Source organism: Nocardioides sp. IC4_145 (genome assembly GCF_011250565.1).
Classification (GTDB): domain Bacteria; phylum Actinomycetota; class Actinomycetes; order Propionibacteriales; family Nocardioidaceae; genus Nocardioides.
Window position 1 is genome coordinate 1 of record NZ_JAANMS010000014.1, and the last position, 14,846, is coordinate 14,846.

16 protein-coding genes are annotated in these 14,846 nt (G+C 74.0%); 5 read left to right on the forward strand and 11 right to left on the reverse strand.

The genetic code is table 11. The features are described 5' to 3' along the window. Nucleotides 1–120: 120 nt before the first annotated feature. The gene (locus G6553_RS08165) at nt 121–852 is read left to right on the forward strand and encodes a BTAD domain-containing putative transcriptional regulator (protein WP_166190906.1); all 732 of its coding nucleotides are present in this window, start codon (nt 121–123) and stop codon (nt 850–852) included. 159 nt (nt 853–1,011) lie between these two features. Here G6553_RS08165 and G6553_RS08170 read toward each other — a convergent pair whose 3' ends face one another. Both G6553_RS08170 and G6553_RS08175 read right to left on the reverse strand, forming a co-directional pair. Then, on the reverse strand, nt 1,012–2,010 hold the full coding sequence (locus G6553_RS08170; protein WP_166190908.1) for an NADP-dependent oxidoreductase: 999 nt from the start codon (nt 2,008–2,010) through the stop codon (nt 1,012–1,014). Nucleotides 2,011–2,132: 122 nt separating this feature from the next. Further along, on the reverse strand, nt 2,133–2,417 hold the full coding sequence (locus tag G6553_RS08175) for a Fe-S cluster assembly protein HesB (protein WP_166190910.1): 285 nt from the start codon (nt 2,415–2,417) through the stop codon (nt 2,133–2,135). A gap of 108 nt (nt 2,418–2,525) precedes the next feature. On the opposite strand from G6553_RS08175, the gene G6553_RS08180 reads away from it, so the two are divergent. Then, the gene (locus G6553_RS08180; RefSeq protein ID WP_347565588.1) at nt 2,526–3,440 is read left to right on the forward strand and encodes an oxidoreductase; all 915 of its coding nucleotides are present in this window, start codon (nt 2,526–2,528) and stop codon (nt 3,438–3,440) included. A gap of 181 nt (nt 3,441–3,621) precedes the next feature. Here G6553_RS08180 and G6553_RS08185 read toward each other — a convergent pair whose 3' ends face one another. From G6553_RS08185 to G6553_RS08205, 5 genes are read right to left on the reverse strand one after another with little or no spacing between them, the layout of a single operon-like run. Further along, on the reverse strand, nt 3,622–4,290 hold the full coding sequence (locus G6553_RS08185) for a peptidylprolyl isomerase (protein WP_166190912.1): 669 nt from the start codon (nt 4,288–4,290) through the stop codon (nt 3,622–3,624). A gap of 23 nt (nt 4,291–4,313) precedes the next feature. After that, on the reverse strand, nt 4,314–5,369 hold the full coding sequence (locus tag G6553_RS08190) for an alanine racemase (protein WP_166190914.1): 1,056 nt from the start codon (nt 5,367–5,369) through the stop codon (nt 4,314–4,316). Nucleotide 5,370: 1 nt separating this feature from the next. Continuing rightward, nucleotides 5,371–6,195 (reverse strand): aldo/keto reductase, encoded by an 825-nt coding sequence (locus G6553_RS08195; protein ID WP_347565589.1) that lies wholly within the window; start codon nt 6,193–6,195, stop codon nt 5,371–5,373. An 11-nt stretch (nt 6,196–6,206) separates the two neighbouring features. Beyond that, nucleotides 6,207–6,656, reverse strand: a complete 450-nt coding sequence (locus G6553_RS08200) for a hypothetical protein (RefSeq protein ID WP_166190916.1) — start codon at nt 6,654–6,656, stop codon at nt 6,207–6,209. Beyond that, nucleotides 6,653–6,874 carry a hypothetical protein gene (locus G6553_RS08205; protein ID WP_166190918.1) on the reverse strand — a complete coding sequence of 74 codons (222 nt, stop codon included), beginning with the start codon at nt 6,872–6,874 and terminating at the stop codon, nt 6,653–6,655. Before G6553_RS08205 ends, G6553_RS08200 begins: the two co-directional genes overlap by 4 nt. 45 nt (nt 6,875–6,919) lie before the next feature. On the opposite strand from G6553_RS08205, the gene G6553_RS08210 reads away from it, so the two are divergent. Further along, on the forward strand, nt 6,920–7,681 hold the full coding sequence (locus G6553_RS08210; protein ID WP_166190920.1) for a sortase: 762 nt from the start codon (nt 6,920–6,922) through the stop codon (nt 7,679–7,681). Between the two features lie 22 nt (nt 7,682–7,703). Here G6553_RS08210 and G6553_RS22100 read toward each other — a convergent pair whose 3' ends face one another. The 4 genes from G6553_RS22100 to G6553_RS08230 form a co-directional block, all read right to left on the reverse strand. Further along, the gene (locus G6553_RS22100) at nt 7,704–9,146 is read right to left on the reverse strand and encodes an MFS transporter (RefSeq protein WP_166190922.1); all 1,443 of its coding nucleotides are present in this window, start codon (nt 9,144–9,146) and stop codon (nt 7,704–7,706) included. Between the two features lie 186 nt (nt 9,147–9,332). Next, on the reverse strand, nt 9,333–11,591 hold the full coding sequence (locus G6553_RS08220; RefSeq protein WP_166191044.1) for a catalase: 2,259 nt from the start codon (nt 11,589–11,591) through the stop codon (nt 9,333–9,335). 131 nt (nt 11,592–11,722) lie between these two features. Next, complete coding sequence (locus tag G6553_RS08225; protein ID WP_347565590.1) at nt 11,723–12,445, reverse strand: FAD-binding oxidoreductase; 723 nt, start codon at nt 12,443–12,445, stop codon at nt 11,723–11,725. Next, complete coding sequence (locus G6553_RS08230; RefSeq protein ID WP_166190924.1) at nt 12,442–13,053, reverse strand: sulfite oxidase-like oxidoreductase; 612 nt, start codon at nt 13,051–13,053, stop codon at nt 12,442–12,444. Before G6553_RS08230 ends, G6553_RS08225 begins: the two co-directional genes overlap by 4 nt. A 139-nt stretch (nt 13,054–13,192) precedes the next feature. On the opposite strand from G6553_RS08230, the gene G6553_RS08235 reads away from it, so the two are divergent. Both G6553_RS08235 and G6553_RS08240 read left to right on the forward strand, forming a co-directional pair. After that, the gene (locus G6553_RS08235) at nt 13,193–14,389 is read left to right on the forward strand and encodes a putative glycoside hydrolase (protein ID WP_347565591.1); all 1,197 of its coding nucleotides are present in this window, start codon (nt 13,193–13,195) and stop codon (nt 14,387–14,389) included. Between the two features lie 115 nt (nt 14,390–14,504). After that, nucleotides 14,505–14,825 carry a hypothetical protein gene (locus tag G6553_RS08240; RefSeq protein ID WP_166190928.1) on the forward strand — a complete coding sequence of 107 codons (321 nt, stop codon included), beginning with the start codon at nt 14,505–14,507 and terminating at the stop codon, nt 14,823–14,825. The last annotated feature ends 21 nt before the right edge of the window (nt 14,826–14,846 follow it).

Genomic DNA, 14,846 nt, shown 5'->3' on the forward strand with positions numbered 1-14,846 from the left:
CGCCGTCGCGTCCCCCTCCCGTCGACACCGCGTCCCCGTGGCGTCTCCGCCGCGTCAACGACGCCCCGAAAAGCCCCACGGGGTATGGATGAGAGCCGTGCTCAGGGGAACTGCCGGGGCATGGACCTGGCGCCGGCCCCGCAGCTGCGGCTGTCACTGATCGGCGGCTTCTGCCTCCGCTTCGGCGAGGACGAGCTGGACCTCACCCGTCCGGCGCAGCGACTGCTCGTCCACCTGGCGGTCGTGCACCGGCGGGCGAAGGTGTCGCGCGTGACCCTGGCGGAGCGGCTGTGGGCCGACGCCGAGCCGGCCCGGGCGACGGCCAGCCTCCGCACGGTGCTGTGGCGGCTGCCGCGACCGCGCGGCCGCATGCTCGTGCAGTGCACCTCGACCGCGGTGCGGCTGAGCGACGACGTCGTGGTCGACCTCTGGGAGGCCGAGGAGGCCGCGCAGGAGCTGCGGGAGGGGTTGCGGCCGGGCGTCGCGCAGGCCCGGTTGTGGCGGGAGGACCTGCTGCCGGGCTGGCGCGACGAGTGGCTCGACGTGGAGCGGGAGAGCTACCGGCAGCTGCGGCTGCACGCGCTCGAGCGCTCCTCGGAGGTGCTGCGCGTGGACGGCCGGCACGAGGAGGCCCTCGGCGCGGCGCTCGAGGCGGTCCGCTCCGAGCCACTGCGCGAGAGCGCGCACCGCCGCGTCGTCGAGGTGCACCTGGCCGAGGGCAACCACGCGGAGGCCCTGCGGCAGTACGACCACTACCGCCGGCTCCTCGCCGACGAGCTCGGGCTCTCGCCCTCCCCGGTCATCCGCCGGCTCGTGGGGCCGATGCTCGGTCGGCCGCTCGACAGCGCCTGAAGCGCCTGCGACTGCGGTCGGTTCATCAAGGTATGCAGGCCAACCGTCACTTCCCACGCTAACCTCACCGTGGGAAGTGGTGGTTCAGCGACATACCTTGATGAACCGACGCCCCCGGCGCCGCGCCCGCAGGGCCAGCCGGATGGACCGACGGCCCGGTCAGAGCCGGACGAGCATCTTGCCGATGTTGTCGCCGCGGTGCAGGCCGAGGAACGCGTCGACGGTGCTGTCGAGCCCCTCGGTGAACGTCTCGCGGTGCTTCACCTTGCCCTCGGCCACCCAGGCGCCGGCCCGGGCGTAGAAGTCGCGGGCGGCGTCGCCGTGGTCGGTGACGATGAAGCCGCGCAGGCTGATCCGCTTCTGCACCACCATGAACATGTTGCGGGGGCCCGGCGTCGGCTCGGTGTCGTTGTACGACGCGATCGCGCCGCAGGCAGCGATCCGCCCGAAGTCGGCCATCCGCTGGATCGCCGCCTCGAGGTGCTCGCCGCCGACGTTGTCGAAGTACACGTCGACCGGCCCGTGCTCCTTGAGCTGCGCGGCGACCGGGCCGTCGTGGTAGTCGAACGCCGCGTCGAAGCCGAGCTCCTCGGTCAGCCAGCGCACCTTCTCCGGCGACCCGGCCGAGCCGACGACCTTGCTCGCGCCCAGCTCGCGGGCCACCTGGCCGGCCACCGAGCCGACCGCGCCCGCGGCGCCGGAGACGAAGACGGTGTCGCCCTCCTGGACGGGGGCGATGCGGGTGAGCCCGACGTACGCCGTGAGCCCGGGCATGCCGAGCACGCCCAGGTAGGCGCTGGCCGGGACCTGGGAGACGTCGACCCTGCGGACCTGGTCGGCCGGCAGCAGGGCGTGCTCGCGCCACCCGGCCTGGTGCAGCACGGTGTCGCCGGGGGAGAGGCGGTCGTCGCCGGAGGCGAGCACCTCGCCGACCGCGCCGCCCTCGAGCGGGGCGTCGAGCGCGAACGGCGGGACGTAGGACTTCGCGTCGTTCATCCGCCCGCGCATGTAGGGGTCGACCGAGAGGACGGTGTTGCGGACCAGGACCTCGCCCGGCCCGGGGTCGGCGAGCTCGGTGGTCACGGTGCGGAAGTTCTCCGGCACCGGCCAACCGGTGGGACGGGAGGCGAGGTGGATCTCTCGGGTCGTCGTGGGCATGACGCCGATCCTGCCAACCGGGTGGGCGCCCGGCCGAGCCAGGGACGCAGCAGCAACGCGCCAGGGATGCAGCAGGGCCCCGACCGTGGCGGTCGGGGCCCTGCCGGGTGTCACGGGTCGCGTCAGGGCTGGAGGCCCAGCGCGAACTCCACCTTGCCGGTCGGGTCCACGGCGGCGTCGAGCACCTTGTCGTCGAGCATGACGGCGGCCGCCTCGTCGAGGTAGACCGTCGCGCCCGACTGCTCGACCACCTGGTCGCCCGGCTCGGCGGCCGGGGCGGCGGTGACGGCGAAGGTCGGCTCCGTCGCGCTCTCGGAGGTGATGCGCAGGCCGGCCGTCTCGGGCTGCCCGGGCTGGGTGGAGATGTCCTTCACGATGGTGCTGGCGTTCTCGGTGAGGGTGAGCACAGCTCGCCTCCTCCAGATCGTGTGCAGGTCCCGACCCACCGTTCCTGACACGTCCCGACGGCACAAGTCGAGCCCGGGGCCCGGGCGTGTCGTGGCAGGCTGGCGCCCGTGCCGAAGCTGCCCGAGATCCACCGGACCCGCGTGCCCCGCTGGCAGGAGGTGCCGCCGCAGGACGGTCGGCGGTTCGCGGTGACGGGGGCGAGCAGCGGGATCGGGCTGGAAGTCGCGCGAGCGCTGGCAGGGGCCGGTGCCCAGGTCGTGCTCGCGGTGCGCGACCGCGCCAAGGGGGAGCGGGTGGCCGCCGACCTGCCCGGCCGGGACGAGGGCCGCGTCGAGGTGCGGGTGCTCGACGTGTCCGACCTGGCGTCGGTGCGGGCGTTCGCCGACGACCTGGACCGCGTCGACGTGCTCGTCAACAACGCCGGGGTGCTGGGCATGCCGTACGGCCGCACCGCCGACGGCTTCGAGACGACGCTGGCCACCAACCACCTCGGCCACTTCGCGCTGACCAACCTGCTGCTGCCGCGGCTCACCGACCGCGTCGTCGTCACCGGCTCGCGCGCCCACCTCCACGGCCACCTCGACCCCGACGACCTCGACTGGGAGCGGCGCACCTACCGCCCCTACGCGGCGTACGCCGCCTCGAAGCTCGCGAACCTGCTCTTCCTCGCCGAGCTCCAACGGCGGTTGACCGCGGCCGGCTCGACCCTTCGCGCGACCGGCGCCCACCCCGGCTCGACGGCGACGGCGATCACCGCGAGCTCCGGCAACGCCGTGCTCGCCTGGGTCGGCTCCTGGGGCCACCGCCTCGCCGGCATGCAGCCGCGGCAGGGCGCACTGCCGACGCTGTACGCCGCCACCATGGACGTCCCGGGCAACACCTACGTCGGGCCGCACGGCCCCGGCGAGATGCAGGGCTGGCCGACCACCGCCCGCCGCGCCCCCGCCGCCCTCGACCCCGACCTGGCCCGCAGGCTCTGGGAGCGCTCCGAGCAGCTGACCGGCGTGCCGTTCCCGTTCTGAGCGTTCTGCCGCTGGCCGAGCAGCGAGCGGCGGGATCCGCTGGTCGAGCGGGCGAGCGCCAGCGAGCCGTGTCGAAACCCGGTGACTGTGGTTGCGGCCCGGCGCCTCTCACGGGGGGTTTCGACACGCTCTGGCCGCCAGACGGCCTTCGCTGCTCGACCGGCGGCGGGTGCGTCGCTGCTCAGTCCGCGATCGTGACGGCGGAGATGTCGACGGGCTCCGCGGGGGTGACGCCGTCGGGGCCGTTGCCGGCCTTGGCGACCTGCTGGACGGCCTCCAGTCCGGCCTGGTCGACGGTGCCGAAGACGGTGTACTCCGGGGGCAGCGGGGTCTCGCCGTACACGATGAAGAACTGCGAGCCGCCGGAGTCGGGGGCGGCCGTCTTCGCCATGGCGAGCGTGCCGTCGGGGTAGGTCTCGTCGCCGGTGACCTCGTCGTCGATGGTGTAGCCGGGGCCGCCCATGCCGGTCGCGGTCGGGTCGCCGCACTGCAGGACCTGGATGCCGGCGGCCGCGGTGGTGAGCCGGTGGCAGGTGGTGTCGTCGTAGTAGCCCTGCTCGGCGAGCGACACGAAGCTGTTGACGGTGCACGGCGCGCCCTCGGCGTCGAGCTCGAGGCCGATGTCGCCGATGTTGGTCGCGATCGTCCCGGACACGGTGCCGCTGACGGTCGCGTTGCTCGGCGGGAGCTCGACCTCCTTGGCCGCCTCCTGGCCGTCCTCGCGGTAGGTGCAGCTCGGGCCGTCGCCCTCGGGCGCGTCGGAGGCGGTGGATCCCTCGTCGTCGCCGCAGGAGGCGAGCAGCGAGACGGCGGCGAGCGTGGCCAGGACGGCGAGAGGGCGCTTCAGCATGGCGCCGATCGTAGGCGGCGGCCTCAGCAATTCATCCCACGGGCCGCGACCGGCCAGGCGCGCAGCGCTCCGGCCTCCTCGACCCACAGGTCGTCGACGAGGTTGACCGCGGAGCACACGTGGTTGGGCACGACGTCGACCTGGGTGCCGAGCCGGGGGAGCGGGGCGCCGGCCATGTCGACGACGGCGCGGTGCTCGGCGACAAGCACGATGCGGGCGTCGGGGTACGCCGGCAGCCGGCCGTGCCCGGTCGACCAGCTCGCCCGGTCGGCACCGAGCAGCTTGCTGCCGGCGTCCAGCACGGCCCGCCCGCCGCTGTGGCTGACCACGGTCGACCGGCAGGTCAGCGCGATCCGGTCGGGCGTCGTCGTACCGAGCTCCCACTGCTGGGCGTCGCCGAAGACGTAGACGCCCGGCCGTAGCTCGGTGACGACCGAGGTGTCGGTGTGCGCGAAGGTCGGGGTCGACCCGCCGCTCACCACCCGCACCTCGATCCCGGCGGCCTCCACCGACGACCGGGCGGCGGCGAGCGCGGCGGCCTCGTCCCGGGCGGCGGACTCCGCGGCGCCGGGCGCATAGGAGTGGCCGGGGAACGTGAACACCCCCCGCACCTCGAGCCCGGCGCGGGCCGCGGTCGTCGCGACCGCGCCGGCCTCCTGCGGGGCGACGCCCGTGCGGTGCTGGCCGCTGTCGACCTCGACCAGGACCTCGACCGGCGTGCGGCCGAGGAGCCGGCCGGCGTTGGCCGCCGCCGCGGCCGAGTCGACCGCGAAGGCGACGCGCGCCTTCTCGGTCAGCTCGCGGACCCGGCCGGCGGCGCGCTCGTCGAGCCACAGCGGATAGGCGATGAAGACGTCCTCGCAGCCGTGCCGGGCGAACAGCTCGGCCTCGCCGATGGTGGCGACGGTGATGCCGGCGGCGCCGTGGACCAGCTGCAGCCGGGCGATCTCCGGGCTCTTGTGCGTCTTGACGTGCGGCCGCAGCGCGACCTGCTGGGCCGCGGCCCGTTCGGCGACGACCCGCACGTTGCGCCGCAACCGGTCGAGGTCGACACAGAGGTACGGGGTCGCCGCCGGCACGTCACATCTCCTCGTGCGTGTCCGGGTCGCCGTCGAAGAGCCGCCCGTCGGGCCGGCCGAGCGCGGTGATCGCCTCGACCTCGTCGTCGGCGAGCTCGAAGCCGAGGACGTCGAGGTTCTGCCGCTGCCGCGCGGGCGTGGCCGACTTGGGGATCGGGACGTTCCCGAGCTGGAGCTGCCAGCGCAGGATCACCTGCCCCGGCGTCACGCCGTGGCGCTCGGCCGCCTCCGCGACCGGGGGCTCGTCGAACGGCGCCTGCCGCTTGCCGAGCGGGCTCCACGACTCGGTGCGGATCCCGAGCCGCTCGTGCACCGCGCGCATCCCGACCTGCGGGAAGTACGGGTGCAGCTCGACCTGGTTGACCGCCGGGGCGACCCCCGTGGCGTCGATGACGCGGAGCAGGTGTTCCTCGGTGAAGTTGGAGACCCCGACGGTGCGCACGAGACCCTCGGCCCGCAGGTCGACCAGCGCGCGGTAGGCGTCGGCGTACCTGCCCACGCGCGGGTTGGGCCAGTGGATGAGGTGCAGGTCGATCCGGTCCAGCCCGAGCGCCTCCAGCGACCCGCGCACGCTGGCGACCGCGTCGTCGTACGCGTGCGCCCGCCCCGGCAGCTTGCTGGTCACCACCAGCTCCTCCCGGGGCACGCCCGAGCGGCGGATCGCCTCGCCGACCTCGCGCTCGTTGCCGTAGTTCACCGCCGTGTCGACCAGGCGGTAGCCGGCCTCGATCGCCGACTGCACGGCGGTCACGCACTCCTCGCCCTTCAGCGGGTAGGTGCCGAAGCCGATCGCCGGCAGCGTCGTGCCGTCGTTCAGCGTGTGCACCAGGAGGCCGCTCACTTGTCGGGAGGGGTCTCGGCGGGGGTGGCCTCGTGGTGGGTCGCGCCGTGGGTGCGGCGCTCCTCCTTCATCTCGGCCTCGTACAGGTGCCGGCGACCGCCGACGAGCGCCTCGCGGGCCTCCCGCTCGACGTCCTTGAACGCCGAGTAGTAGGTGTCGTCGTACGCCTCGACGATCTGGAAGGTCCAGCGGCCCTCGATGACGTTGCGGCCGATGATCTCCGTGCGGACCTTCTCGGCCAGCTCGGTGTGCCCGGCCTTCTGCAGCAGCTCCACGGCGTCGCCGGCGGTGAGGTCGGCCGTGCCGCTCATCCGGTGGAAGTTGTAGAGGAACCCACGGGCGGCCTCGACCGCCTCGAGCGCCTCGGACAGCTTCCCGAGCGCCTCGACGGTGGCGTCGGTGACGCCGTCCGGCCGGGTGTGCCGCTCGTCGGGGCCGCTGCTCAAGACAGGACGCTCTTCGCGTCGACCACCCCGTGGCGGGACTCGATGGCGTCGGCGAGCTTGGCGATGTCGTCGTCGCTGAGCTCGATGCCGACCTCGTCGGCGCCCTTGCGGAGCTCCTCGGCGACGGTGCCCTCGGTCGCGCCGTCCTGCCAGGAGGAGACCCGGTCGACGATGATCTGGACGGCTTCGTTCTTCTCGGCGGCGTTCTCGTCAGTCATGCGCCACCTGTACCCACCTGCTCGCCACGCACCTACGCTCGGTGCATGGCCACCGCCCGACCGAGCGTCCCAGGGCTCGGCGGTGCGCTCGTCGGTGCGCTCGTCCTCGGCGCCGGCGCCCTGACCGCATGCTCCGGCAGCACGTCGGCGGGCACGGCGGCTCCGGCGGCGACGTCCGCCTCCTCGTCCTCGAGCGCGACGCCCGGTCCAGCGCCCAGCCGGGCGCCCAGCCGGACGCCCAGCCCGACGCCGGAGCCGTACGTCGCGAGCGACGGCCGGCCTCGTGCGGCGACCCTGTCGGTGCCGGCGATCGGGCTCGCCGGCCTCGCGGTCGTGCCCTACCGCGGCTGGACCGACGACGCCCCGGGCACGGCGATCCAGGACGCGGGTGACGCGGCCAGCCCGCACGGGCCGCGTGGCGGCACCGGCCCCGGCGGGATCGGCAACTACCAGGTCACCGCCCACCGGCTCTCGTCGACCCGCGCCTTCGAGCGGCTGCCCGAGCTCCGGCGCGGGGACGTGGTGCACGTCGAGGCGGGCGGGGTGCGCTACACCTACCGGGTCACCACGACCCGGGAGACGTCGTTCCGATCGGCCTCGTCGCTGCGGGCCCAGCGGGCCCCCGTGCCGGGACGGCCGGGGGAGCGGGCCACGCGGCCGATGATCACGCTGTCGACGTGCGCGACGCCCGAGGACCACGCCGTCGGCAACTACTGGTCGGACCGGTTCGGCAACCCCGAGCACCGCATCGACAAGGTCGGCGTGCTCGTGCGCAGCCGACCGCTGGCCCGGGCCGCCCGCGGCTGAACGTGCCTCGGGCGGCCGGCGGTCACCGGGCGGCGACCCCTGCGGCCTGCGGCTCGGCGTCGGCCTGGTCGGCGGCCCGGCGCCGCGGGATCGTCGCCGCGATGCCGACACCGACGAACGCGGCGATCGCCCCGACGAGGAAGCACAGCCGGAACGCGCCCTCGGTCGGGATCTCGAAGCCACCGCCCATCGGCGTCGTGTTGCTCGTGAGCAGGGTGCCCATGACGGCGGCCGAGACGGTGGTGCCGACCGAGCGCATGAGCGCGTTCAGGCCGACCGCGGCGCCGGCCTCGCGCGGCGGCACCGCGTCGAGGATGAGGGTCGGCATCGCGGCGTACCCGATCCCGACGCCGGCGGAGAGGATGCAGGAGACGAGCAGGAGCTGCCAGGGCGCGTCCATGAGGACGTACGCCACCAGGTAGCCGGCACCGAGCACGGCCGCGCCGATCATCAACGTGATTCGGGCGCCGATGGTGGCGATGAGCCGGCCGGAGACCGGCGCGAACAGCATCATCACCAGGCCGCCGGGGGCCATCCACAGGCCGGCGGCGAGGATCGACTGGCCCAGGCCGTAGCCGGTGGCCTCGGGCAGCTGGAGCAGCTGGGGCACGACGATCGCCTGCGCCATCATGCCGAAGCCGATCGCCACCGCGGCGACGTTCGTCATCAGCACCGGAAGCTTCGCCGTCGCGCGCAGGTCGACCAGCGGCTCGGCCTGCCGCATCTCGAAGGCGCCCCAGACGAGGAGGACGACCACGCCGGCGACCATCGCGCCGAGGGTGCGGGCGTCGCCCCAGCCCCAGGTGGTCGCCTTGGAGACGCCGACGAGGAGCGACACGAGACCGACGGCGAGGCCGATCGCTCCGACCCAGTCGAAGCGGCCGGGCGCCCCGTCGTGGACGTGCGGGATGGCCAGGGCGGTGAGCACCGCGATGAGCGCGGCGAGCCCGGTGGAGACCCAGAACAGCGCGTGCCAGTCGCCGACCTCGACGATCCAGGCGGACAACGGCAGGCCGATCGCACCGCCGACGCCGAGCGTCGCGCTCATCGCCGCCACCGCGCTGCCGGCCATCTGCGGCGGCACGACCTGCCGGATCAGCGAGATGCCGACCGGGATGAAGCCCATCGCCAGGCCCTGCAGCGCCCGGCCGGCGAGGACGGGGACGAGGGTCGAGGAGAGCGCGACGAGTGCCGAGCCGACGACGAGGAGGGCCGCGCTCGCGACCATCACCCGCTTCTTGCCGAAGAGGTCCGCGAGCCGGCCGGCGATCGGCATCGCCACCGCGCCGGCGAGCAGGGTGACCGTGACGACCCACGCGGCGTTCGCGGCCGAGGTGTCGAGCAGGCGCGGCAGGTCGCTCTGGATCGGGATGACCAGCGTCTGGGTCAGCGCGGCGGTGAGGCCGCCGGCGCAGAGGACGGCGATCGCGAGACGCGGGTTCGGCGTCCGGGTGGGGCTCGGCACAGGTGTTCCTCTTCGGTAGTGAGGTGCCTACCGTAAAGATGATTGCTCTCGACAACCAAGTACCCCCGGTGTGACCCCGGCCGCACCCACTTGTCAGGGGAGTCCCTCGCTCACCACGGAAGATCTGCGGTGGTAAGCGCTGGGGTCACCGGTGAACCGGTGACCCCAGCGCCCCACCCGGCCGCCTCAGACCGCGGTCGGGAACCGGTCCCAGACCCGGTGGAAGGCCATCTGCTCCGAGACGCCCGCGAAGACGTCGGCGGGGGAGTCGCCGGTCACGATGCCCGCGTCGTCGGCCGCGACACCGGCGCCGCCGAGTGCGGTGACGCCCTCGCCCCAGGCGCCGATCACCTTCGCGTGGCGGTGGCACTCCTGGACGAGCAGCGCGACGCGCGGGTCGAGCGCGGGGGAGCCGGGCGCCCCGGCCTTGGCGTCGCGGTTGGTGAGCGCGTCCGGCGCCGGCTTCGGGGCCCCGGCCAGCAGCAGCACGTCCACCTCGACCGAGCGGCCGGTGGCGAAGGTGCGCTGCACCGGCATGCCCTCGATGGTGCCGCCGTGGGGACCGAAGACCAGGGGCACCATCCCGGCGCCGTGGATCGTGCGGCGCAGCGCGTCGACGCCGCTGAGGTCGCCGTCGGGGTCCACGACGATGCCGACCATCCGGCCGTCGGGTGGGAACGGTCCCTTGACCTGCGACAGCGCCGGGCTCGGCTCGAGGTCCTCGAGCGGCACCGTCGGCTCCGGGGCGGGCAGGCCCAGGCCGGTGGCCACCTCCTGGCACAGCACCGGGTCGATGTTGGCCAGGCTCTGCAGCTGGCGCTCCTTGACCGCCTGCTCGTAGCACTTGCCGAGCTCGAAGGTGTAGGCCCGGATGATGTGCTCCTTCTTCACCGGCGTCATCGACAACCAGAACTGGCGCACCTGGCTGTAGTGGTCGTCGTACGACGCCGGGTTGGCGCGCACCTTGGTCGCCTCGGAGACCTTGACCGCCGCTTCGACGAACGCGCGGGTCTCCTCGTCGGAGAGGTCCGCGCCCGCGGCGAAGGGGCAGCCGCCGTCCAGCGAGTTCGGCTTGTAGGGCGCCACGCCGGAGTGCACCGCGTGCTGGTGGAACCCGTCGCGGAACATGTCGTTGGTCGGCACGTGCGGCCGGTTGACCGGGATCTGGTTGTAGTTCGGGCCGCCGAGCCGGGACAGCTGCGTGTCGACGTAGGAGAAGAGCCGCGTCTGGAGCAGCGGGTCGTCGGTGACGTCGATGCCCGGGACGAGGTGGCCGACGTGGAAGGCGACCTGCTCGACCTCGGCGAAGAAGTTCGTCGGGTTGGCGTTGAGCGTCAGCTTGCCGATCGGCTGCACCGGCGCGATCTCCTCCGGCACGATCTTGGTCGGGTCGAGGAGGTCGATGGCGGCGAACATCTGGTCCGGCTCGTCGGGGAAGACCTGGATGCCGAGCTCCCACTCCGGGTGCGCGCCGGCCTCGATGGCGTCGTAGAGGTCGCGGCGGTGGAAGTCGGGGTCGATGCCGCCCACCATCTGCGCCTCCTCCCAGGTCAGGGAGTGGACGCCGAGCTTGGGCTTCCAGTGGAACTTCACCAGCGACGTCGCGCCCTCGGCGTTGATGCACCGGAAGGTGTGGACGCCGAAGCCCTCCATCATCCGGTAGGAGCGCGGGATGCCGCGGTCGGACATGTTCCACATCGTGTGGTGCTGGGCCTCGGTGTGCAGGGAGACGAAGTCCCAGAACGTGTCGTGCGCGCTCTGCGCCTGCGGGATCTCCCGGTCCGGGTGCGGCTTGCCGGCGTGGATGACGTCGGGGAACTTGATGCCGTCCTGGATGAAGAAGACCGGGATGTTGTTGGCGACGAGGTCCCAGTTGCCCTCGTCGGTGTAGAACTTCGTCGCGAACCCGCGGGTGTCGCGGACGGTGTCGGCCGAGCCGCGCGAGCCCAGCACGGTCGAGAAGCGCGTGAAGACCGGGGTCTGCTTGCCCTTGGCGAACAGGCCTGCCATCGACACCGACTCCGCGGTGCCGTAGCCCTCGAAGACGCCGTGCGCGCCGGCGCCGCGCGCGTGGACGACGCGCTCGGGGATGCGCTCGTGGTCGAAGTGGGTGATCTTCTCGCGCAGGTGGTGGTCCTGCAGCAGCGTCGGCCCGCGGCTGCCGGCCTTCAGCGAGTGGTCGGTGTCGCGCAGCCGGGTGCCGGTCGAGTTGGTGAGGTACGCCGACTGCTGGGCGCGGGCGGTCGGCGGCGCGCCGGTCCGGGCGCCGGTCGCGCCGGTGGCAGGCGCTCCCTGGTCGGGCTTCGGCGGCAGCGGCGGCTTCGGGGTGGTCGGCTCCTCGACCGTGGCCGGCGCGGGTCCGGGCACTCCGGGGACCGTGACGTCGAGCAGGCCCTCCAGCTTGTCCTTCGCGGCCTTCGCGGCGTCCTTGGGGTTCACGTGCATGCTCACCTTCCGTCGGGATGTCGGTCGGTGGACCGTTGCCCGCCGGGGGTGGTCGGTGAACGGGGGGAGCCCGGCTGGTCGAGGAAGGTGCCCCGGCGCCTGTCTCGAGACCCTGCCGGTCGCGCGACGGCTCAGCCGGTCGCGCCGAACTGCTCCACGCGGATCGTCGTCGGGTCGACGCCGGCCTCGATCAGCAGGGGAGTGGCGAGCGAGACGAACCGTGGTGACCCGCAGACGAAGGCCACCTCGGCCCCCGCCGCCAGCGGCGCCAGCTCCGCCGCCGTCGGCACCCCGCGGGCACGGTCGCCCTCGTCGTGGCGGGTGTAGGCGACCAGCGCCCCGCCGCGGGCCAGCTCGGCGGCGTACGGCAGGTGCTCGGGGTCGCGGCCGACGGCGGCGATGCGCAGCAGGTCGCTGCGACGCAGCCGGCGGGCGGTGCGCAGCATCGAGACAGCCGGGACGACGCCGGTGCCCCCGACCAGGCAGACCGCCGGGGTGCGGGCGTCCCACCGGAACCAGCGCCCGATCGGCCCCCGCACCTCCAGCACGTCGCCCACCTCGGCCACGTCGGCCAGGTGGCCGGAGACCTCGCCATCGGGGAACCGCTCGACGAGCAGCTCGAGCAGCGGGTCCTCGTCGTCCGAGGCGACCGAGTAGGAGCGCTGCGCGGTGTAGTCGTCGGGCGCGCGGAGCCGCACGACGTAGTGCTGGCCGGGGTCGTGGTGGTGCCGGTCGTCGACGTGGAGGCGCAGCAGCACCTGGTCGGGCGTCGGCTGCTCCTTGGTGATGATCGTGCCGGTGGTCCAGGCCGTCTCGCGCGGGACGACGTCGTCGATGGACCGGTCCGCGCTCACGCGTCGCCCTGGTAGCGCTGCTCGCGCCACGGGTCGCCGCGGTCGTGGTAACCGTTGCGCTCCCAGAACCCCTGCTGGTCCTCCTCGAGCAGCTCCAGTCGCGAGACCCACTTGGCCGACTTCCAGAAGTAGAGGTGGGGGACCAGCAGTCGGGCCGGTCCGCCGTGCTCGGGGGTGAGCGGCTTGCTCTCGGCCTCCCACACCACCCACGCCTGGCCGCCGGTGACGTCCTCGAGCGGCAGGTTGGTGGTGTAACCGGTGCTGGAGTGCGCCAGCACGAACCGCGCCTCCGGCCGCGGCCGCGCCGCTGCCAGCAGGTCGTCGACGCTGATCCCGCGGAAGACCATGTCCAGCTTCGTCCAGGTCGTCACGCAGTGGATGTCGCCGGAGTACGTCGCCGACGGCAGTCGGTGCGCCTCGTCCCACGTCCACGTGGTCGGCTCCTCGACGAGACCGTCGACGGTGATCGACCAGTCGGCCGGATCGATCCGTGGCGTCGCCTCGGCGGTGAGCACGGGCCAGCTGCTGCCGGTGTCGTACTGACCCGGCGGGATCCGCCCCTCCGGGCCCTGCGCGCGCTTGCGGAAGAAGCCTCGGGTGACGGGCACAGGTCCTCCTGCGGGGTCGGGTGCGCCGTCGAGTCTAGGCAGCGGCCGGGCGTACCCAACCTCGGCTAATACCGGCGCAGACGGCCCCGGGCAGCGACGGGCAGGCGCACGCTCGACGGACGACGTCCCGGGAGCGGCCGTGCCAGGTGGAGCCAGGACCAGCCTGCGGGCGGCGAGCACTGTCGTCCTCTCGGCGGTGGCGCTCGTCGCGGCGCTCGGGTGCGCCGGACGGCTCGCGGACCCGCCGCTGTCCACCGCGCCCGCGCCCCCGGCGCAGCGACCGTCCGGCACCGGCACGGTCGCCCTGGACTGGGGCGACCTGGACCGCACGCCGGTCGAGGCGGTCGCACGCGGCGACTACGTCGTCGTCCAGTCCTGGGAGCACCAGCGGCTGCGGGCGCTGCACCAGGCGAACCCGCGCCTGCGGGTGCTGGTGTACAAGGACGTCTCGGCCGTGGTGCGCGAGCCGCACGAGTCCGGGCTCTTCGCGACCGGGGTCAGCCACGCGCAGGCGAAGCGGCGCGGGTGGTTGCTGACCGACGAGCGCGGCCGGGTGCTGGAGTGGTCGGACTGGCGGGGCCTGTACCCGGTGGACGTCGGCCGTCGCGCCTACCAGGACGCCTGGGTGGCGAACGTCCTCGCGGAGCTGCGCCGGCACTCGTGGGACGGGGTGCTGCTCGACGACACGCTGACCACGCTCTCGCACCCGACCGTCGGGGACCGGGTGTCGACCCAGCTGCCGACCGACGAGGCGATGTACACCGCCACGGACTCGTTCCTGTCCCGGGTCGCGCCCCGGCTCCGCGGCGCCGGCTACCTCGCCGTCCCCAACGTCACCGTCGACCGGGAGACCTGGCGCAGCACCCTCGCGGACTGGTCGCGGCACGTGTCGGGCTGGGAGAACGAGTACTTCGTCAAGTGGGGCCTCGGTCCCGGCCCACGGTTCGGCGGCGCCGACTGGCGGTGGAAGGTGCGGATGGCTGCGTGGTGCGCCCGCCGGCGGGTGCCGCTCCTCGCGGTGACCTACGGCTCCCGGCGCGACCGGACGGCGCAGGTGTACCACCGCGCGACCTGGCTGCTCACATGGAACGGCGCCACCGGCGCGAGCGTCTACGTCCCGCAGGAGCCCGCTGCCAGTCACCGGCAGCCCCGGGCCAACGTGCCGCTGGGGCGCCCGTCGGGGCCGCGGAGGGTGGTCGCCGGAGGCGTGCACCGACGCGCCTACACCGGCGGGACGGTGCTGGTGAACCCGACCGCTCGCACGCGGGAGGTCCCGGCGGCCGGCCGGGTGGTGCGGCTCGCGCCGCGGACCGCTCTGGTCCTGCGGGCCCAGTGAGCGCGTTGCGCACCGCGCGCCGGCCGCGCGTCGTACCGTCTGGCTCCGCGCACCCATCACGACCCATCACGACCGATCACGACCATCACGACCATCACGACCCCGGAGGCTGACGGTGGACGAGCTCGACGGCCGCCTGCGACGGGCGACGGGGGAGCGGCTGTCGTACGACGAGGGCCGCGGCGAGCTCGTGCTGCGTCTGTCCGGCCGGGGTTCCGACGAGTGCCGCCTGGCGGTCGCCAAGGAGGCGGTGCGCAACGCGCTCCAGTCCGCCCTGCTCGCCGCCGACCCGCCCCCGGCGGTTGTCGACGACGCGCTCGCCGCGGGCGCGCAGGCGCTCGTGGCGGCGTACGACGCGGACCCGGCGGCGGTCGAGCGGCTGGCGCGGCGCACGGCTGACCAGTTCGCCGCTGCCCGCCGACGGCGTCGCGGCTGACCCGGCGGGCGTTCGCCGGGC

Excerpts from the sequence above, each read along its gene's own strand:
- G6553_RS08165 (WP_166190906.1), top strand. The coding sequence starts at position 121 with ATGGACCTGGCGCCGGCCCCGCAGCTGCGGCTGTCACTGATCGGCGGC.
- G6553_RS08170 (WP_166190908.1), bottom strand. The coding sequence starts at position 2,010 with ATGCCCACGACGACCCGAGAGATCCACCTCGCCTCCCGTCCCACCGGT.
- G6553_RS08185 (WP_166190912.1), bottom strand. The coding sequence starts at position 4,290 with ATGCTGAAGCGCCCTCTCGCCGTCCTGGCCACGCTCGCCGCCGTCTCG.
- G6553_RS08205 (WP_166190918.1), bottom strand. The coding sequence starts at position 6,874 with ATGACTGACGAGAACGCCGCCGAGAAGAACGAAGCCGTCCAGATCATC.
- G6553_RS08210 (WP_166190920.1), top strand. The coding sequence starts at position 6,920 with ATGGCCACCGCCCGACCGAGCGTCCCAGGGCTCGGCGGTGCGCTCGTC.
- G6553_RS08220 (WP_166191044.1), bottom strand. The coding sequence starts at position 11,591 with ATGCACGTGAACCCCAAGGACGCCGCGAAGGCCGCGAAGGACAAGCTG.